19 protein-coding genes and 1 other annotated feature are annotated in these 19,490 nt (G+C 36.9%); of the genes, 6 read left to right on the top strand and 13 right to left on the bottom strand.

Annotated elements, in window-relative coordinates:
- Nucleotides 1–42 precede the first annotated feature (42 nt).
- Together yjbM and J7E81_RS01280 are read right to left on the bottom strand one after the other, a co-directional pair.
- Complete coding sequence (gene yjbM, locus J7E81_RS01285) at nt 43–681, bottom strand: GTP diphosphokinase (RefSeq protein ID WP_215040252.1); 639 nt, start codon at nt 679–681, stop codon at nt 43–45.
- Between the two features lie 65 nt (nt 682–746).
- On the bottom strand, nt 747–1,115 hold the full coding sequence (locus J7E81_RS01280; RefSeq protein WP_215040251.1) for a UPF0738 family protein: 369 nt from the start codon (nt 1,113–1,115) through the stop codon (nt 747–749).
- A 155-nt stretch (nt 1,116–1,270) separates the two neighbouring features.
- Here J7E81_RS01280 and J7E81_RS01275 point away from each other — a divergent pair, with 155 nt between their 5' ends.
- The 3 genes from J7E81_RS01275 to J7E81_RS01265 all read left to right on the top strand — a co-directional run bounded on the left by J7E81_RS01275 (nt 1,271) and on the right by J7E81_RS01265 (nt 3,261).
- Nucleotides 1,271–1,855, top strand: a complete 585-nt coding sequence (locus J7E81_RS01275; RefSeq protein ID WP_215040250.1) for a CYTH domain-containing protein — start codon at nt 1,271–1,273, stop codon at nt 1,853–1,855.
- Nucleotides 1,856–1,988: 133 nt separating this feature from the next.
- The gene (locus J7E81_RS01270) at nt 1,989–2,399 is read left to right on the top strand and encodes a globin domain-containing protein (RefSeq protein WP_215041168.1); all 411 of its coding nucleotides are present in this window, start codon (nt 1,989–1,991) and stop codon (nt 2,397–2,399) included.
- Nucleotides 2,368–3,261, top strand: a complete 894-nt coding sequence (locus tag J7E81_RS01265; protein WP_215041169.1) for a ClpXP adapter SpxH family protein — start codon at nt 2,368–2,370, stop codon at nt 3,259–3,261. The genes J7E81_RS01270 and J7E81_RS01265 overlap by 32 nt, the downstream gene beginning before the upstream one ends.
- 602 nt (nt 3,262–3,863) lie before the next feature.
- Here the strand turns inward: J7E81_RS01265 and pepF are convergent.
- The 5 genes from pepF to spxA all read right to left on the bottom strand — a co-directional run bounded on the left by pepF (nt 3,864) and on the right by spxA (nt 10,058).
- Nucleotides 3,864–5,684, bottom strand: coding sequence for an oligoendopeptidase F (pepF, locus tag J7E81_RS01260; RefSeq protein ID WP_215040249.1), 1,821 nt, complete (start codon nt 5,682–5,684; stop codon nt 3,864–3,866).
- Between the two features lie 143 nt (nt 5,685–5,827).
- Complete coding sequence (locus J7E81_RS01255) at nt 5,828–7,024, bottom strand: competence protein CoiA (RefSeq protein WP_215040247.1); 1,197 nt, start codon at nt 7,022–7,024, stop codon at nt 5,828–5,830.
- Nucleotides 7,025–7,130: 106 nt separating this feature from the next.
- A complete protein-coding gene (gene cls, locus J7E81_RS01250) occupies nt 7,131–8,642 on the bottom strand; it encodes a cardiolipin synthase (protein WP_215041167.1) in 1,512 nt (503 codons plus the stop codon).
- A 76-nt stretch (nt 8,643–8,718) separates the two neighbouring features.
- Nucleotides 8,719–9,390 carry an adaptor protein MecA gene (mecA, locus tag J7E81_RS01245; RefSeq protein ID WP_215040245.1) on the bottom strand — a complete coding sequence of 224 codons (672 nt, stop codon included), beginning with the start codon at nt 9,388–9,390 and terminating at the stop codon, nt 8,719–8,721.
- A 272-nt stretch (nt 9,391–9,662) separates the two neighbouring features.
- On the bottom strand, nt 9,663–10,058 hold the full coding sequence (gene spxA / locus J7E81_RS01240) for a transcriptional regulator SpxA (RefSeq protein WP_205178781.1): 396 nt from the start codon (nt 10,056–10,058) through the stop codon (nt 9,663–9,665).
- A gap of 559 nt (nt 10,059–10,617) precedes the next feature.
- On the opposite strand from spxA, the gene J7E81_RS01235 reads away from it, so the two are divergent.
- Nucleotides 10,618–10,806, top strand: coding sequence for a hypothetical protein (locus tag J7E81_RS01235; RefSeq protein ID WP_215040243.1), 189 nt, complete (start codon nt 10,618–10,620; stop codon nt 10,804–10,806).
- Nucleotides 10,807–10,855: 49 nt separating this feature from the next.
- On the opposite strand, the gene J7E81_RS01230 is transcribed toward J7E81_RS01235, so the two are convergent.
- The 5 genes from J7E81_RS01230 to J7E81_RS01210 all read right to left on the bottom strand — a co-directional run bounded on the left by J7E81_RS01230 (nt 10,856) and on the right by J7E81_RS01210 (nt 16,643).
- Complete coding sequence (locus J7E81_RS01230) at nt 10,856–11,797, bottom strand: ABC transporter ATP-binding protein (RefSeq protein WP_215040242.1); 942 nt, start codon at nt 11,795–11,797, stop codon at nt 10,856–10,858.
- A 1-nt stretch (nt 11,798) separates the two neighbouring features.
- Nucleotides 11,799–12,869 (bottom strand): ABC transporter ATP-binding protein, encoded by a 1,071-nt coding sequence (locus J7E81_RS01225; protein ID WP_215040241.1) that lies wholly within the window; start codon nt 12,867–12,869, stop codon nt 11,799–11,801.
- Between the two features lie 17 nt (nt 12,870–12,886).
- A complete protein-coding gene (opp3C, locus tag J7E81_RS01220) occupies nt 12,887–13,915 on the bottom strand; it encodes an oligopeptide ABC transporter permease (RefSeq protein WP_215040240.1) in 1,029 nt (342 codons plus the stop codon).
- The gene (opp3b, locus tag J7E81_RS01215; RefSeq protein ID WP_215040239.1) at nt 13,912–14,844 is read right to left on the bottom strand and encodes an oligopeptide ABC transporter permease; all 933 of its coding nucleotides are present in this window, start codon (nt 14,842–14,844) and stop codon (nt 13,912–13,914) included. Before opp3b ends, opp3C begins: the two co-directional genes overlap by 4 nt.
- A gap of 113 nt (nt 14,845–14,957) precedes the next feature.
- On the bottom strand, nt 14,958–16,643 hold the full coding sequence (locus J7E81_RS01210) for a peptide ABC transporter substrate-binding protein (RefSeq protein WP_215040238.1): 1,686 nt from the start codon (nt 16,641–16,643) through the stop codon (nt 14,958–14,960).
- A gap of 222 nt (nt 16,644–16,865) precedes the next feature.
- Here J7E81_RS01210 and J7E81_RS01205 point away from each other — a divergent pair, with 222 nt between their 5' ends.
- Both J7E81_RS01205 and trpS read left to right on the top strand, forming a co-directional pair.
- On the top strand, nt 16,866–17,222 hold the full coding sequence (locus J7E81_RS01205) for a hypothetical protein (RefSeq protein WP_215040236.1): 357 nt from the start codon (nt 16,866–16,868) through the stop codon (nt 17,220–17,222).
- A 57-nt stretch (nt 17,223–17,279) separates the two neighbouring features.
- Nucleotides 17,280–17,535, top strand: a binding site (T-box leader).
- A gap of 51 nt (nt 17,536–17,586) precedes the next feature.
- On the top strand, nt 17,587–18,576 hold the full coding sequence (gene trpS / locus J7E81_RS01200; protein WP_215040234.1) for a tryptophan--tRNA ligase: 990 nt from the start codon (nt 17,587–17,589) through the stop codon (nt 18,574–18,576).
- Nucleotides 18,577–18,709: 133 nt separating this feature from the next.
- On the opposite strand, the gene J7E81_RS01195 is transcribed toward trpS, so the two are convergent.
- The gene (locus J7E81_RS01195; protein ID WP_215040232.1) at nt 18,710–19,456 is read right to left on the bottom strand and encodes a YjbA family protein; all 747 of its coding nucleotides are present in this window, start codon (nt 19,454–19,456) and stop codon (nt 18,710–18,712) included.
- Between the last annotated feature and the right edge of the window lie 34 nt (nt 19,457–19,490).

Below are 19,490 nucleotides of genomic sequence, written 5' to 3'. Positions count from 1 at the left end.
TTCTCCTTAAAAATAGGCTTTCAAAAGGAAAACAGGCTTTACTTAGTTTTTTTCCTCTTGTGTCAATTCCTTTTTCCGTGTAAAAAATGCTTGTGCTTCCTGGATCTCACCGCGGATTAATGACATTTCCTCATCTAAACGAAATGCTGCTTCTGCTGCTCTTTGTAATCTCATTTTGATATCGGAAGGAAATACCCCTTTATATTTATAGTTAAGGGAATGTTCAATCGTGGCCCAGAAATTCATCGCCAATGTCCGTATTTGGATTTCAGCTAGGATTTTCTTTTCCCCATGAATCGTTTGGACAGGATATTGAATGACCACATGGTAGGAGCGGTATCCACTTGTTTTTTCATGAGAAATATAATCTCTTTCTTCAACAATTTCAAGATCATTGCGGTTTCTTAATAAATTAACAACTGTGTGTATATCATCGACAAACTGACACATAATCCGCATCCCGGCAATATCCTGCATCTCCTCTTCCAGGCTTTCAAGCGGAATCCCTTTTTGGTTCGCTTTATCGAGAATACTAGCAATTGGTTTTACTCGTCCTGTTACAAATTCAATCGGTGAATGAGAAGAATCTAACTCGTATTGCCCTCTCATCCCTTTTAATTTTACTTTTAATTCTGATACAGCCTGTTTATAAGGGGCTAAAAATTGATCCCAGTGCTTCATGGTTCCACCTCGACAAAACAATATCGTTAGAATAAGGCAACTTTTACTTTTTCGCCTTTTTCAAGCTAAACGGATAAGAACAATCTCTCAACCTTCGTTACCAATTCATCACCATAGTTACTGTTACCTTTAATATTACTTAGAATATACTCTAATTCGTCATGAAAATTTATGAGTTCAATTTGTTCCTTATTTGAACTAACTAGAACAGATAGTTTTTGCTCGTTTGCCGTTTTTAAATATGACCATAGATCTTCTGATAAAACAATATATGTATAGTCTTCTTGATCTTCCATAAGATAAATAAATGCGCTATGATCCGAGTCAACAAGTATTTGTTCCCCAGGAATTAACCCATTAATGGATTCATCCGTTTCTAAAATTAGCTTTGAATCCGTTAAAACTGCTGTTTGAATGATTATTTTCTTCTTCATAATTAAACCTCCATCTTCACCTTCCTATTTTAGCATAATCAGACCATTTCTCCCAAGGATTGCTTTTTTTAAAAGCGGCAAGATTCGGAAACTAGACAACAGCCAAACTTCATCGGTATGATGAACTCATCTATTTGGTGAAAGGAAGAAATCGGATGTGCCAAAATATCGAAATTGAGTTTAAAAACCTGCTCACAAAAGCAGAATATGAAAGACTTTTAGCGGCGTTTAACGTAACGGAAAATCAGATTTTCACGCAGGAGAACTTATACTTTGATACAGTTGATTTTGCGTTAAAGAATACGAAAAGTGCCCTACGGATTCGGAAGAAAGGCACGGATTATGTAATGACCCTCAAACAGCCAAGAGAAATTGGGCTGCTTGAAACCAATCAAACATTAACCAGTGAGGAAGCATCTGCAGCTATTCATAATGGCAGACTGCCAGGGGGACAAATAAAACAATTAGTTGAAGAAACGAACATCCCTTTTGCCAAGATTGAATATTTTGGTTCACTGATCACCAATCGGGCTGAGATTGTCTATGAGAAAGGACTGCTCGTCCTTGACCACAGTATTTATCTTCAACAGGAAGATTATGAAATAGAATATGAAGTTGAAGACTATCAAGAAGGCCTAATAAACTTCCATGCCCTTCTAAACCGCTTTAAGATTCCAGAACGTCCTACCGAGAATAAAGTCCAACGCTTTTATAACCAAAAAAACAAACAAACTAAATGAATGAGCTGCAGCCTTTTTATAAAATAAAAAAATATACAACTTAAAAATCAATCCTTTTCAAGGCAATTCATTTGAGATATGAATTGGGCATTGTTAAAATATGAATACAATATAGATGAAAGGAGTTGTCAACATGATTGATAAAAAGCTTACACCATTCGAAGTAATTGGTGAAGATTCACTACACCGTCTTGTCGACACTTTCTATAGCCTTGTTGCACAACATCCTGACCTTGCGCCCATATTTCCAAATCAATTCTCAGAAATTGCCCGGAAACAAAAGCAATTTTTAACCCAATATTTAGGAGGCCCTCCTCTCTATACAGAAGAACATGGTCATCCGATGATGCGAGCACGTCATTTGCCATTTCCAGTTACACCAACCCGTGCAACTGCTTGGTTATCTTGTATGAAGAAAGCAATGGATCTCGTCGAATTAGAAGGACCGGCAAGAGAAGAATTTTACGCACGGCTATATCTTACGGCTCAACATATGATTAACACGCCTGATGATGGTGAGAGTATGGGTGAAAATCGTGAATAATTCTTCATCCCCTGTTCCCAAGGACCATTTCAGAGGCAATGACAAAAAGCCAATCGAAATCTATATGTTTATTGATCCGTTATGCCCTGAATGCTGGGCATTAGAGCCGATTCTCAAAAAACTTAAAATTGAGTACGGCCGGTACTTTTCGATTAAGCATGTATTAAGTGGACGATTAGCTAATTTAAATTTGAGTAAAAAGAAGAATTATGAAAATATCGCTCAGGTTTGGGAAAAAACAGGCAGCAGATCAGGAATGTCTTGTGATGGTACACTTTGGTTGGAGAATCCGATTGATAATCCTTACATTGTTTCTATTGCGATTAAAGCTGCTGAATTACAGGGTAGACGAGCAGGCTTACGTTTCTTCCGTAAAATTCAGGAAATGTTATTTTTAGAAAAGCAGAACCCTTCAAACCTTGAGGTGTTAAAGAAATGTGCGGATCATTCTGGCTTAGACGTCGAGGAATTCATGAAAGATATTCATTCCGACAGCGCCGCCAAAGCCTTTCAATGTGATTTAAAAATCACTTCTGAAATGGATGTAAATGAAATTCCAACGCTCGTATTTTTTAATGAAAATATTGAGGATGAGGGGATTAAAATTACCGGTTCTTACCCCTATGAGGTCTATGTACAAATTCTCGAAGAAATGCTTTCTGAAAGCCCTGAAAAATCTCCACCACCGCCACTAGAAGCTTTTCTTAAATTCTTTAAGCTTGTTGCTTCTAAAGAAATTGCTGTTGTTTATAATATGTCCATTTCCCAGATTGAACGGGAAATGAAGAAGCTTTTGTTAAAACAGGTGGTTGAGCAAATACCCGCAAAATACGGTACATTTTGGCGATATATTGATGAATAGACAAATGTCATAACATGATTGACATTTGTTTTTTTTATCGAAAAAGCTCCGCACTTTAAGTATCAAAATAATTTTTTACTGAAAACGAAAATGCCTTGCAGCTTTACGACTGCAAGGCATTTTTCTATTATTACGAACAAAGGGGATGGGAGAAATTTTTCACGGTCAAACAAAGGGGTATATGTTTGTTGTGATCAACTTCACGTATAAAATATACCATGCAGGATTAGCATGTGACAATATGTTTGTGCTTTATTTCACATAATTGTCAAAAAGTAATAAATTCACCGAATCGACAATAGATATACAATAAGTAATCGAAAAGGTGGACGTTATATGGGCAAATTACCTTATATCATCATGATTCTTTTTATTGTTATCGCCTTTTTTCTGAATCTCCTAGCGTTGATTCACATTTTCCCAATGCTGCTGAGTTTTCCTATCTTGTTTATATCCATTCTTATTTTTATGGTATATCTGAATGATCGGAGACGGTTTAGAGGTTTTTAAAAGGATGGAGCCCTTATGGCCCATCCTTTTTTGATAAAGCTATATCTTGGATCGTTGTCCGGTTCAAGAGCCCCGTGACTAATTCCGCTTCCTTATCCTAATAGTTTTTCTAATTCATTTAATTTTTCTTCAAATACCTTACATGCATCCTTAATTGGGGAAGCACTGGTCATATCGACTCCTGCTTTTTTCAGGACTTCAATTGGATAGTCGGAACTTCCAGCACTTAGGAATTCTTCGATATACCGCTTAACCGCCGGCTCGCCTTCTTCTAGAATCTGTTTGCTTAATGCTGTGGCTGCACTAAATCCAGTTGCATATTGATAAACATAATAATTGTAATAAAAATGCGGAATTCTTGCCCATTCCAAACCGATTTCTTCATCAATAAAAATATCTTCCTCACCGTAATACTTCTTATTTAATGCATAATAAGCTTCAGTTAAAGAATCGGCTGTCAATGCTTCATTATTTTGTGCCTTTTGATGAATTAAATGTTCAAATTCAGCAAACATAGTCTGACGGAACACAGTCCCTCTAAAGCCCTCGAGATAGTGGTTCAATAGATAAATCCTTTTTTGTTCGTCATCAATGGTTTTTAATAAATAGTCATTGAGGAGTGCCTCATTACAAGTTGAAGCTACTTCCGCCACAAATATCGAATAATTTCCATATGCATACGGCTGATTTTTACGTGTATAGAAACTATGCACAGAGTGGCCAAATTCATGAGCGAGCGTAAATAAATTATTTACATTATCCTGCCAGTTCATTAAGATATATGGATGGGTTCCGTAGGCCCCGGAGGAATAGGCACCACTGCGTTTGCCCTTGTTTTCATGTACATCCACCCAGCGGTTTTCAAATCCTTCTTTTAGGATATTTGAATATTCCTCCCCTAATGGTGCAAGACCCTTTATAACTAAATCTTTTGCATCCTCATACTTGATTTCCATTTTTACATCTTTTACTAGCGGAGTATACAAATCATACATATGAAGCTCTTCAAGCCCAAGTACCTTCTTCCGCAGCTTGACATAACGATGTAACAAGTGAAGATTCTCCGTTACGGTATCGACTAGGTTATCGTACACACTCTCAGGTATGTTATTCGCTGATAATGCTGCATGTCTTGCGGAATCATATTTCCGTACTCTCGCATTGAAATTATCCTTTTTTACATTTCCGCTAAGAGTACTTGCAAAGGTATTCTTAAAAGCTCCATAGGTTTTATAAACGGCTTGAAAAGCGTCACGTCTAACACGCTGATCCGCACTTTCTAAAAAGCGGCTGTAGCGACCATGCGTTACCTCAACCTCTTCTCCGTTTTCATCTTGAATGGTAGGAAATTCTATGTCTGCATTGTTCAACATACCAAATGTATTACTTGAGGCATCCATTACTTCACTTGCCTCAGCCAACAAAGCTTCCTGTTCTGCACTTAACACATGCGGTCTTTGTAAATTGATTTCTTCCAGCGCGTGTTTATATAATTTTAATTCTGGCTGTTCATTTAAGAAGTTATTTACCTTTCCCTCGTCAATTGAGAGAATTTCCGGGACAATAAAGGCTAGCTGACTCGCAGCTTGGGAATAGAGATTTTTCATTCTATCATCTAAGCCTTGGTAAAAGGAGTTTGTTGTATCTTGGTCGTAACGCATATGTGAATATGTATAAAGCTTGCCGATCCGTTCTAACAATTTGTCTTGGAACTGTAAGGCTTGATAGAGTGTTTCCGCACTCTCTCCTAATTTGCCTTCGTATTGCTTTATCTCAGGGATTTGATTCTTAATTTCTTGATACTCTTTTTCCCAGTCCTGATCACTTGCAAAGATATCTTCTAATTTCCATGTGTCCTCAACTGGAATTTCACTTCTTGCTGGCAGCTGCTTTACTTTAGTTTCATTTGCCATTTATTTATCCTCCATTCATTTTACTTGGAAAAACTTACTATTAACTTATTCTCCTTTTTTGCCTTTTTTCCTTTAAAACCAATCAAAATGCCCTCCTACTATATTATGCCCAGATGGCTATTATTAGTATTAATTTCCCTCTTCTATGGTCTCGCTAACATTTTTTTATATTGAATTAAGAAAACACGTTTGGCTTCATCTTTTTCACGATTTGATTGCGGGATTAAAAATTTCTTTTCTACTTCAAAAATTGTGTCGTTCTTCCTTGTTAGGAAGTTTAATTTCTCAAGAAGCTCTAAATATTCAATTATTGCCAAGAATGGATTTACATCAATTATTTGAGGGTGGTTGCGAATGATCAACTGTTTGTTAAAGATTCTTTTTTGAAAGGAAGCATAAATCTCCTTTAGTGAGATGAGATCTTGGGGATTTTTGTTAGCTAGCACATCAAGAAACAAATAGGTTTGCCAAATAAACGGAGGTGTTTGAATAAGGACCGAATGGGGAACTGGCAGACCAATTTCAGGAGGAAGCAGAAAGAGATTTAACCCTTGGTTATAGACCTCCTGCAGAAATGGCCTATGCTCTGCGCTCGGGTGAAGCGCCCAGTTGAAGATATATCTTTCCATTTCTCTTTTCCAGCTTTCCTGGGTAGGGGGATGATCATGATTGGACTCTAGTACAGAATCTAGTTCGAGGGTTTGAATGGGTCGTGATGATACATGTGCGAAAGAGTTTTTGATCGAGATGGGAGTAATCGATTCCACTAGTTGAAAGAGTTGTTTTTCGGAGCTATAAGCGGGTATATAAAGTCGTCCGGAGGATGCATATCTTAAAAACGAATAATGGAAGTTTGACAATGTGATAAGATTTCTGCGTTTTTGATGAAGATGGCTGCTAGATAGGACCCAGAAGGGTGTATAACCATTCTCTAAATAAGTGATCGTTCTTTTCCTGAAAACTTTTTCAGGTAACAAAGAACATTGATACTCTAGTGCAAACTTCTGTCCTTTAAATTTGAACATAATATCAGGCCGTTGTTGGATGTTACGGTCATAATATTCTAACTCAGACGGTATATTTTGTGTACTAAGCCATTGGAAAAGCTGCCTCTTCCCTTCTACATGTTCATATGATTCATTTTCAAAACTTTCACGGCATTGGCTGCCCTGTTTATGGGCAAAATGAAAGATTCTTTGATCTCCCAGTTTTAACAGAACGGTTTCCCTGCAAATCGGACAAACGAATTCTTCCTTGTTGCGCAATGACATTAGTGTTTCTTTTCGATAATCAAAGCCTAGGCAAATCTTTTTACCTGTTTTGGTTAATGCTGTTAACAAATCGTTCCCCTCCTTTTCTACCTATCAATTCGACTATCCCCCTGTATTTTCCTTTTAATTATTAAAAAACTCGCCGACTTTTCGACGAGTTTCATCATTTCGACACTTAAAGAAGTGGTGATAAGAGTCTAGCAGTTGATTCTAAAATTCTAAATCCAATATGCCGTTGCTGAAAAATCTCCAAGTCAAGCTGTCGTGCAAATTTTAAATCATTGATATATTCCTCTACCAGCTCTTCTGTACTTTTAGTCCGAAACAAAAACGCGTTAACTTCAAAATTTAAGTGAAAGCTTCTCATATCCATATTAGAGGTTCCAATCGAAGCGAGCTCGTTATCGACAATAACAATTTTACTGTGCATAAACCCGCGTTGATATTCGTATACCTTTACACCTGCTTCCAGCAACTCCGGAAAATAAGACCTTGATGCATGAAAAACAATTCGTTTATCGGGCCGGTTAGGTACCAGGAGTCTTACATCCACACCGCTCAACGCTGCCACTTTGATGGCTGAGAATATATCTTCATCTGGAATAAAATAAGGGGATGCAATCCAAACCGATTTTTCAGCAGAAGCAATCATGGAGAAAAAGATGTTTTTAATGACACTCCATTCATTATCAGGACCGCCTGCAATAAGCTGTACTCCACCATGATGTTTATGATCTATTTGAGGTGAAAGGTATTCCGCCGTTAAAAAACTATGATTGGTCATATAGTACCAGTCTTGTAAAAAAATTAACTGGAGTGTTCGGACTGCTTCACCCTTAAGCATTAAATGGGTATCGCGCCAAAAGCCAATTTCTTTGTTTCTTCCTAAATATTCATCACCAATGTTCAAGCCGCCAACAAAACCAATGTTTCCATCAATGACAATGATCTTTCGATGATTACGAAAGTTAAATTTATTATTTAAAAAAGGCAATTTTACAGGCCCAAACGAAACGGCCTCAATGCCCGCATTTCTTAAAGCATTAATGTAGTGTTTAGAGAGCTGCCAAGAGCCGACTGCATCATAAAGAAAACGAATCTTAACCCCTTCACTTGCCTTTTGAATTAAGATTTCTTTTATTTCTTGGCCAATCTGATCATGTCGAACGATATAATATTCTAGGTGGATATGATGACGTGCCCTTTTTAGTTGTTCCATAATATGTTGAAAGGTTTCTTCTCCATTGGTTAAAACTTTTGTAGCCGTATCAAAGGAGATGGGACTATTCCCTAGTTTCTGAGCCAGCTTAAATAACTTCCCTTGATGCTGCCCCATCAAATTGAGTTTCTCCTGACCTCTTGGATCGTCGTCTCCCTCAACTGTTAGGAATGCTTGCTTATCAAGAAAATACTTCTTTCGGAACATCTTTTCCTTCCGATAATTCCGCCCAAACAATAAATAAAAAATAAAGCCGATAAGCGGAAAACTCCCTAAAACCACTAACCATGTAATGGTTTGTGTCGGGTGACGATTTTCAAAGAATATGACAAATCCGATAAAAATAACAGACAGTGTAATTAAAACACTCAAAAATCCGAAAATGCCGCTTTCCAGCTGATCTTTAAATAAAAACAATAGTCCGGACAAAACCGCTAAAAATAAGATCACCCTCACTGTGTTTTTCAGGGTACTCACCTGCCAAAATTATCAATTATTCATAATGATAAAAAGACCGATTTCAAATGTGAAATCGGTATAATTATTAGCTGAAATATTTACGTACTTCCGCGAAAACATCTTTCGCCATAATCTCTTTTCCATATTCCTGAATCCGATGAATGGTTAATTGTGTTTCATAACCATATTCCAGTAAAATACTTAGGATATCATCAATTTCATCTTCTTCATATAAATCTTCCGGAAATTCTGTATATAAATAATATTTTCCTTCAAAGTGATAAAGCTTCGTATCTAAATTATCTAAACCTTCCCGATTCGATAGGCTAATAATATCCTCAAAATCCTTAAAGGCTAGGAGAAATTCCAAAGACTCTTCCTCAAGCATTAAGTCTTCTTCATCGGTATGAATAGGGCTAAAATGCTGATCTAAGATCTCTTCAATTTTGTCATCACCGGGAATGTCCTTCATTTTTTCATTAGGGATAGGGAGTTCAAACTTTTGTCCGTCTTTTGAAAGTTGAGCCTTAGTAACAAGAACCTCTAACCCTTTATCAAGCGCTTGGACTTGGATCCATAGTGGGCCTTCAACGACAAAATCTTCCTCACCATGAACTTCATCCATCATTTCCCAAAAGAGTTCCTCACTGCGTTCCCGATTGTACCAGATTTCCTCACGGTCAAAGCCTCTCTCCTCAATATCACCATAGGAAATGTAGAACTTCACAGTATATTCATCGATTCGTTCAATCTCCATCAAAACCTCTCCCTTCCGTTTCCATATTGAAGGGACTAAATACCCCCAAGCAGATAATACTATTATGATTTACATCTAAAAAGGAAATACTCTTGTACTTTCATTTTATGATAAAAGTTCTGATATGGGAAATAAAAAACAATAAAATCTTAAAAACCGTGTTTTTGCCTAATGATTAATATAGGATATTCCTTTTATAATAGCAAAATGATTGATATTATACAAATTTATTGGTTATACAAAAGAGACCTCCATCAAGAAGGTCTCATTAATTAGTTAACCATTTTTTGTGCTTCACGTAATTGAAAGGTTCTAACCCTTCTAGGTAAGAAACGTCTAATTTCATCTTCATTGTAACCGACTTGTAAACGTTTTTCATCAATGATAATTGGTCGACGCAATAATCCAGGATTTTCTTTTATTAATTTAAATAAATCCTGCAATGGCATGGTGTCTAAGTTTACATCTAATTTTTGGAAGGTTTTCGATCTGGTTGAAATGATTTCATCGGTGCCATCCTCAGTCATTCGTAAAATTTCTTTAATCTCCTCCATGGATAGGGGCTCTGAGAAGATATTTCTTTCAGTGTATGGAATTTCATGCTCTTCTAACCATGATTTTGCTTTTCTACATGATGTACAACTTGGTGAAGTGTATAGTGTTACCATCTGTTCTTCACACTCCTCTTTAATTTACATAATTGTAATCTTATATAGTCTTGTACCCATTATTATTGTGGAAGAAACCCTTTTCGTAATTAAAATAATTATAAATAAGTAATTTCTATCATAAATTATACACCACTGTTTCCAAAAAAGGTATCCCTTTTAAAAAAATTATATCGACAGAAAAAACGTTCTATTTCTTTGGTTACATGATATTAGACGATTAATAAACCAAAAAGTTTCATATTTTTTAAGTACATTTGCTTGTAAATTAGAATAAATCTTACTTTCAATATTATATTGTTCGTAATTTGCATCATCTCTTTGTGGGTACTATACATTATTAATTCAACAAGCCTTTTACTGTCTTAATTTTATAACTCCATGCTTAATTTACTCTTAACTTTTTTCTCAATTAAACGAATTTAAATGAAAACGCATTCATCTTTTGGTGAATTTCTTATATTTTTCTTTCAATAAATTACGAGTTCTTTTACAATAAAGAAGAGAAGTGATTTTTCCTTACTTTTATTTAGTCTAATTAGCTATTTTGGAGGGATTCATGTTGGGTGATTACATAAAAGATTTGATGATTGTTTCATTATTAATTATTGGAATTACAGCTTTCATGGGTGTGATAACGAACGGTATTGGGGAAAAAATATTTGGCGGTAAACGTAGAACTGAATTTACAGATGAAAGTGCTAAATATCGAAATGGCTGGAAAATGGTGGGGGGCAAAAAACACTAATCCATTCTCGAGAAAAAACGATCTCAATAAAAATCGAGATCGTTTTTTTTTACTTATTAGAAATTGCTTGATATTGTTTGAACTCTTTTTCTGAACAAAGAACAAAGTGCCCAGGAGTGACTTCTCTAAATTCAAGAGCTTCATTGTCAGCATAATTGTGAGATGCTGGATCATAAGGTCTCCGCTTTCTTGTTCTCTCGCTTATTGGATCTGGAGCAGGAATAGCAGATAATAGTGACTGTGTATAAGGGTGTAGTGGATTTTTATAAAGTTCATCAGCTGGTGCAAGCTCGACCATTTTACCAAAATACATTACACCAATTCGGTCACTTATATATTTAACCATAGATAAATCATGCGCAATAAACAGATAGGTCAATCCTTTTTCTTTCTGAAGCTTTTTCATTAAGTTAACTACCTGCGCTTGAATGGAAACGTCCAATGCAGAAATCGGTTCATCCGCAATAATGAATTCGGGCTCAACTGCAAGAGCACGGGCAATCCCAATCCGTTGACGCTGTCCGCCGCTAAATTCATGTGGATAGCGATTGGCGTGCTCTCTATTCAAACCGACCGTCTCAAGAAGCTCATAAACCCGATTCAATCGCTCTTCCTTGTTTTTTGCCAATCCATGAATATCAATGCCCTCAGCAATAACATCTGCAATTTTCAACCTCGGATTTAAAGAAGCATAGGGATCCTGAAAAATCATTTGCATCTTACGATTAAATTCTTTTAATTGCTTCTTGGACTTTTTCCCATGCACATTAACACCATCATATAATACTTCTCCACCTGTAGCATCATATAATCGAATAATCGTTCTGCCTGTTGTGGATTTACCGCAGCCAGATTCACCTACAAGCCCCATTACCTCGCCTTTAAAGATATCAAAGCTGACATTGTCAACTGCCCTTACTTCATTTGGCTTACCTGGGTTAAAATATTGCTGTAAGTTTTTAATTTCAAGTAGTTTCTCTCTCTGTGCCATTTTATTTCCCCTCCTTTGAACCAGGGAATTTACTTGCACCATTCGTGCCTACATACTGATTTTGGCGTCTCTTAACGGCTTCAGGGGGCTCAACCTTTGGAGCATCCGGGTGTAATAACCATGTTGCAGCATAATGGGTATCGGATACTTTAAAGAATGGAGGCTCCTGCTCCAAGTCAATTTTCATTACATAAGGGTTTCTTGGTGCAAATGCATCACCTTTAGGCGGGTCCAATAGATCCGGCGGTGTACCAGGAATTGAGAATAATTCTTCATCATCTGTATCCATATCCGGCATTGAACTAATCAATCCCCATGTATAAGGATGCTGCGGATTATAGAAAATTTCATCCGCCGTGCCGATTTCAACAATTTTTCCGCCATACATTACCGCAACGCGATCAGCCACATTTGCAACCACACCTAAGTCATGCGTAATAAAAATAATAGATGTATCAATCTTCTTCTGTAAGTCCTTCATCAATTCTAAAATCTGTGCTTGAATGGTAACATCAAGAGCAGTTGTAGGTTCGTCTGCAATAAGAACCTTAGGATTACAAGCCAATGCAATGGCAATTACCACCCTTTGTCTCATACCGCCTGAAAATTGATGCGGATATTGGTCTACACGAATTTCAGGTTTTGGAATACCAACAAGCTTTAATAGATCGACTGCTCTTTCTCTTGCAGCATGCCTGCTCATATTTTGGTGCTTTATAAGTGGCTCCATAATCTGGTTGCCAATTTTCATTGTTGGATTTAAGGATGTCATTGGATCCTGGAAAATCATCGAAATATCTTTTCCACGAATCTTTTGCATTTCTTTATCTTTTAATTTTGTTAAATCTTTGCCTTCGAAAAGAATCTGGCCGCCTTTTATTTCAGAATTATGTTCAGGAAGTAAACGCATGATTGATTTGGTTGTGACCGATTTTCCTGAACCTGACTCACCCACAATGGCCAGAGTTTCTCCATTATATAAATCAAAACTTACACCACGAATAGCTTTAACTTCACCCGAAAAGGTATGAAATGATATATTTAAATCCTTTACCTCTAAAATTTTTTCCATTTACATCCACCTGCCTTCTAATCACGCATTTTTGGATCCAATGCATCACGCAATCCGTCCGCAACAAGGTTGAAGCATACCATGATTATCGCAATCATAATGGAAGGAATAATCATTTGATATGGAAAAGCGATCATTGATTTAAATCCTGAATTTACTAATGTTCCTAAAGATGCATGTGGTTCTTGTAATCCCAGCCCGATAAAACTTAGAAATGCCTCAAAGAAAATAGCATTCGGGATGGAAAACATCGTATTAATAATAATGACACCAAACATATTTGGAATCATATGTTTAAAAATAATAGATGAATTTGAAGCACCTAAGGTTTTAGCTGCCAATACAAATTCTTGGCCCTTAAATTTTAATACTTGCGCACGTACTACACGAGCCATACTCGTCCATCCCGTAATGGTTAAGGCGATAATAATTGGGATAATTCCGGGTTTTAACACGAGAATCATCAAAACAACGACAATCAGGTTCGGAATACCGACGATAACCTCGATGATCCTCTGCATTACACTATCCGTCCGGCCGCCCAAATAACCGGATATGGCTCCATAGGCAACCCCAATAACCATATCAATTAACGCAGCCATAAAGGCGATAAATAGAGATACTTGTGTACCTTTCCATACACGTGCAAATTGGTCACGGCCTAAGCCATCGGTGCCAAACCAATAATAGGCATCTACTTTACGTACTTCATAGGCGTTATATTCAGTGCCATCTCTTCTAGTCAAGGTACCATCAAATGGAAGCCAGTGAACATTTTCTAATCCTTGTATACGCGGCGGTAAATTATTATGTTTAGTGTTTTGCGTGTCATAGGCATAAGGCGTAATCATAGGGCCAACGAATGCCATGATAATCATAATTACTAGGATGATCATACTGACTACTGCACCTTTATTCTTCCGGACCCTTAGCCATGAATCCTGCCAGAAGTTTAAACTTGGTTTTGCAATTTTTTCACTTTTTGATGGATCAATGTGGGCAGGAGCAAACATATCCTTTGAAATTGTTATGTCTTTGTTGCTCATTTAGTTTTCCCCCCCGATACACGAATACGTGGGTCGATGATTCCATAAAGAATATCAACAATCAAGATCACGACGATAAATAGTACCGCAAATAAAATGTTAGTTCCCATAATTACGGGGTAATCATTCATATTAATTGATTTAACAAACTGCTCACCGATACCTGGTATCCCAAAAATTTGCTCAATGACAAGTGAACCGGTCATTAAGCTGACAGCTAATGGTCCCAAGACCGTTACAACAGGAATTAAAGCATTTCTTAAGGCATGCTTAAAGCTAATTTGCCAGCGGCTTGCCCCTTTAGCTCTCGCCAAAGTAATAAAATCTGACCCTAAAACCTCCACCATTTCCGTTCGCATAAAACGTGCTGCAATCGAAATTGGGAACATGGCGAGTGCGATTGTGGGAAGGATCGTATACTCCGGCCCTTTCCATAACATTACTGGAAGCCAACCTAATTTAACTGAAACATAGTATTGTAATAAACCAGCAAAAATAAAGGATGGAATAGACTTACCTACTACTGCAATAAAAGTAGAACCATAGTCAATCCAGGTATTTTGTTTTAGAGCAGCTAACACTCCTAATAGGATACCTAAAATGGAACCTACAATCATAGCTTGCAAACCTAATTGAGCAGAAGGTCCAAGTCGGTTACCAATAAGTTCTGTTACAGGGGTATTATCAAATTGGAAGGAAACTCCTAAATCCCCTTTTACCAAGTTCACCATATAGTTATAATATTGAACAGGCACGGGGTCGTTCAAGCCATATTTATCCAGTAAGATATTACGCTGAACTTCAGTAAGCTTTTCGAAGTTATTAAAAGGACTACCAGGAATTAGCTTCATGAGGAAAAAGGTAAGCGATGTAACGACAAAAAGTGTAATAATCATATAGCCAACACGTTTTAGTATATATTTGACCATGCCTACACCTCCTAATTGATTAAATTTTCGACGTATTACGACAATTCTCGTACAGGTAAAAAGAGAGTATATTGGGAAAATATACTCTCTTCATATTTGATTAGTTATAGCTACTATTTTGTGATTTTAATCCACTGGTAACTATAGTCAGGACCGAATGCATGGTGTGCAAAGCCTTTAACCTTTGGATTGATCAAGAGGTTAACAGAACGTTGGTAAAGCGGTGCAATTGCAGCATCATCTTCTAACAAGATTTTCTCAGCATCTTGAAGTGCTTTCCAGCGTTCTTGTGGCTTAGCAACAAGATCTTCGTTAGCTGCTTTGATTAATTTATCAAATTCAGGGTTGCTATAGCTCATATGGTTTTGGCCTCCGCCAGTGACCCATAGATCCATGTATGTCATTGGGTCAGCATAGTCTGGTCCCCAACCACCCATTAATAAATCATAATCTTCAGCATCTTCACGTGCGATACGAATTTTAAATGGTACAGCCTCAATGGTAATCTTTAATCCTGGTAGATTCTTTTCTAATTGGTCTTTGATGTAAGCATCAGTAACTTTTGAAGTTTCAGTGTCTTGACCAACATACGTAAAGTTTACTTCTTTCAGACCAGTTTCAGCAAGTCCTTTTTTCCAAAGTTCTGCTGCTTTCTCTTTATCAGATTTCAGGTAAGTTCCAGCAGTATCTCGGAAATCTTTACCATCTAAGAAAGCGAAACCTTTTGGAACTAGGAAGTCAGCAGAGATTGAACCATTTGCTAATACATCATCAACTAACGCTTTTTTATCAACAGAAAGTGCGATAGCTTTACGGATGTTAACATTTTTCAATGCTGGGTTCTTTTCGTTCATTTTTAACCACCAGATAGATGGCTCTTGGTAACGAAGTAAGTCATCTGCTCCTTCAAATTGAGAAAGGATTGCAGCTTGAGCTAATTTTGGTGTAATATCAGCTTCGCCAGCAGTATATGCGTTTGCGGAAGCTTGTGGATCTTTAGAAACGTTGAAGTTGATCTTTTTTAGAGTAACTTCTTTTGCATCCCAGTAATCTGCATTTTTTTCTAATACCCATTCAGTTCCTGTAGGGCCATCCCACTTAGTCATTTTGAATGGACCATTGTAAAGAATGTGAGCAGCATCTTTTGCATAATTAGCGCCTTGTGCTGTAACATACTTTTCATTTTGTGGGTAGAATAATGGGAATGTTAAGTATGATTCGATGTATGGAAGAGCTCTTACTAGCGTGATTTCAACTGTATTATCATCTAATGCTTTAATCCCTAAATCTTCAAGCTTAGCTTTGCCAGCTACGATTTCAGAAGCATTTTTGATTTTACCTTCCATGAAGTATGCGCCGTATGGAGCAGCTACTTTAGGATTGATTGCACGTCTCCATGCAAATACGAAGTCATTAGCGGTAACAGGGTCACCGTTTGACCATTTAATATCTTTTTTCAATTTGATCGTGATAACAGTTTTGTCATCATTATAAGTTGGCATGCCGTCAGCAACACCAGGAATAACTTTTTGATCTGGATCCAAACGATATAGACCTTCGTTTGTAGCATTAAGTGTTGTAAAGCTTAATGTGTCTTGAGACATTACACTGTCCATTGAAGGAATTTCAGCGGATTCCAAAACATTAAGTTCTTGTTTATCTGCTAATTGCTCTGTTTTACCAGTGCTTTTTCCATCAGATGAGCTTGTGTCTTTCTTACCACCGCCAGAACATGCTGCTAAGAACATGCTAAGTACTAGTGATAGTACTAAAAGTAGTGAGAGTTTTGATTTCTTCACTAGTAGACCTCCCTTTTCTATTATTCTGAAAAATTACTACATTCTCTATTATACATATTTTCAACAAATTGTACATTACTTTTTGAAAATTAATTTACATTTTCGAAACATTCATTACGTAATCATGACAATTGTCTATGTTATAATTTAGACTTATACAGTAATTTTTTGTATACTGTACCCTAGTTTATCTTGTTAAATCAAGCTTTTGGAGGTCATCTCTTGAAATTTAATGTTAAGAAAAATTTTATAATTCTCTCTATTACGCAATTCATAATTGTCATATTATGTTTTATTATTCATCACAAAATCACTCTAGTTAGCTATATCGATATATCTTTTTATGTTACTTCAGGGTACATTTTGTTATCTTTATTACTCTTTACCATTCATAGCGGTTTTTATGATGTCATGTCAAAGTCCCTAAATCTTTTCTTTTCCCGTGGGAAAGATAAAAGAAGATTTGAGGACATTCCTGGATTATCGGAATTAATTACATTAAACGGAAAGCCGCTCTTTCTTCATGGGCTTATTACTGGACTATTAATGGCTGTTGCTCTCATTGTCCATTACACTTAACTAACTTGAAATAAATGATTGCTTTCAGCTATAATGTGACTAAACGCATATATTTTTCAAAAAGCATTGATAAAGAGTAGTACGTATTTACCTTCGATTCAGAGAGTTTGTGGCCGGTGAAAACAAACGCGAAAAAATACGGAATGGACTTTTGAGCCTCTGCCTGAACCTTTTTTCATTTTCTTTATAATAGTAGGAGCAGACGTTTACCTTGCGTTAAAAGGATTTCAAAGCATCTATATAAAGATGACTTGATACTGAGTGACTCTTTTTGAGTAATTTAGGGTGGTACCGCGAACCATTCGTCCCTATAGTTTATTAGGGATGAATGGTTTTTTTTATATATTTTTAGGAGGAAATCTTAATGAAGACAATTTTTTCAGGTATTCAACCAAGTGGAACGATCACACTGGGGAACTATATTGGTGCTATGAAACAATTTGTGGAATTACAGCACGAGTACAATTGTTTCTTTTGTATTGTGGACCAGCATGCGATTACCGTTCCACAGGATCCACAAACACTTAGGAAAAATATCCGCAGTTTAGCTGCATTATATCTGGCTGTAGGAATCGATCCGGAGAAGGCTACCTTGTTTATCCAATCGGAAGTTCCTGCACATGCACAGGCAGGTTGGATTATGCAGTGTATTTCCTATATTGGTGAACTTGAACGGATGACGCAATTTAAGGATAAATCATCTGGTAAAGAAGCCGTTTCGGCGAGCTTGTTAACTTATCCGCCATTAATGGCAGCAGATATCCTTTTATATAACACCGATCTTGTTCCTGTTGGTGAAGATCAAAAACAGCATTTGGAACTAACACGTGACTTAGCTGAACGGTTTAATAAAAAATATAATGATATTCTCACTATTCCTGAAATCAGCTTGCCAAAGGTTGGCGCTCGAATAATGTCACTTCAAGAACCAACAAAAAAGATGAGTAAGTCTGATCCGAATAAAAAGGCATTTATTACCCCTCTAGATGAGCCAAATCAAATTGTGAAGAAGATCAAAAGTGCTGTCACGGATTCAGATGGAATTGTTAAGTTTGATACAGTGAACAAACCTGGGGTTTCTAACTTGCTTTCCATTTATTCCATCCTTGGCGGGAAATCAATTGGAGAACTTGAAGAAATGTATACTGGAAAAGGCTATGGAGATTTCAAAGGCGATTTGGCAGATGTAGTGGTTGATTTTCTAAAACCAATTCAAGAGAGATACTACCATTTGTTGGAATCCAGTGAACTTGATGATATTTTAGACCGCGGAGCTGAAAAGGCAAACATGGTTGCCAGCAAAACCCTCAAGAAAATGGAAAAAGCAATGGGGCTTGGCAGAAAAAAACGTTAGTTTTAAGAAAGCGCAAGCGCCCTGTTTAGCGGCGCCTTGCGCTGGGAATTTTTAAAAGCTGACATTTAATAATTTGAAAAATGATAAAAGCCTGTCCAAAAGGTATGGTTGACATACCTTTTGGATCAGGCTTTTAATTTACTCTTGGACCATGCTCCATCTCCCAAAGTTTTTCAAAGAAGGGCTGCCCTTTTATTAAATTTTCACAGAATGTTTCGTGACGACTTGACCAGCCATATTTTGTTTGCTCAAATAACTGTTCCCATGCTTCTTCAAAATTCATTTCTTGAATGGTCGAATATTGCTCTGGACACCATTCAGTATACCAATAGCGAACTTCCGCTTCGTTATTAGAAGTTAACAATTGGTCTAGAGCCATAAATAATAATTGTTTTAACTGTCGTTCTTTTCTTGTTAATCCTCTCATCAAATCGGGATCTGGTGAAAGTATATGGAAGTCCTTTGTTTTAGGCTGTGCGTAAAAATGATAGGGCTTTGCTTCATGCTGGCTTATCATTTCATACACGAGCTGTTCCTGCCTAGGTATTAATCTGCTTTTTCGGATTGGAATATTGTAGCCAATTGTATCAACAGCTAATATTCCCGTTCCGTCCGTAACAACAAAGCAATAGTCGAGTTGAATTCTTTCATGGTTTTTTCTTAAGTACGCTTTTTGATAAATATCATCGAGAAGCTGTTGAGGTAACTCAGATAGATCATTCTCAATATAACCAAATAACAGCGGTTCAATTTTAATAAGCGGTACTTGATCTAGGAGCTCTACTCCGTCATCCTTCCGCCATTCATGAAAGTGGCAAACATTATATCCATTTTCCTCACCTTCAAACCAATTAACCCAAACATCATGAAGATACAACATTTTACAACCCCTCACTTCAAGAAACTGTTTGTCA

Source organism: Bacillus sp. ISL-18 (assembly GCF_018613415.1).
GTDB lineage: Bacteria > Bacillota > Bacilli > Bacillales > Cytobacillaceae > Neobacillus.
The sequence above is the reverse complement of the archived record's forward strand: the minus strand, read 5'-3'. Positions and strand labels throughout refer to the sequence as shown.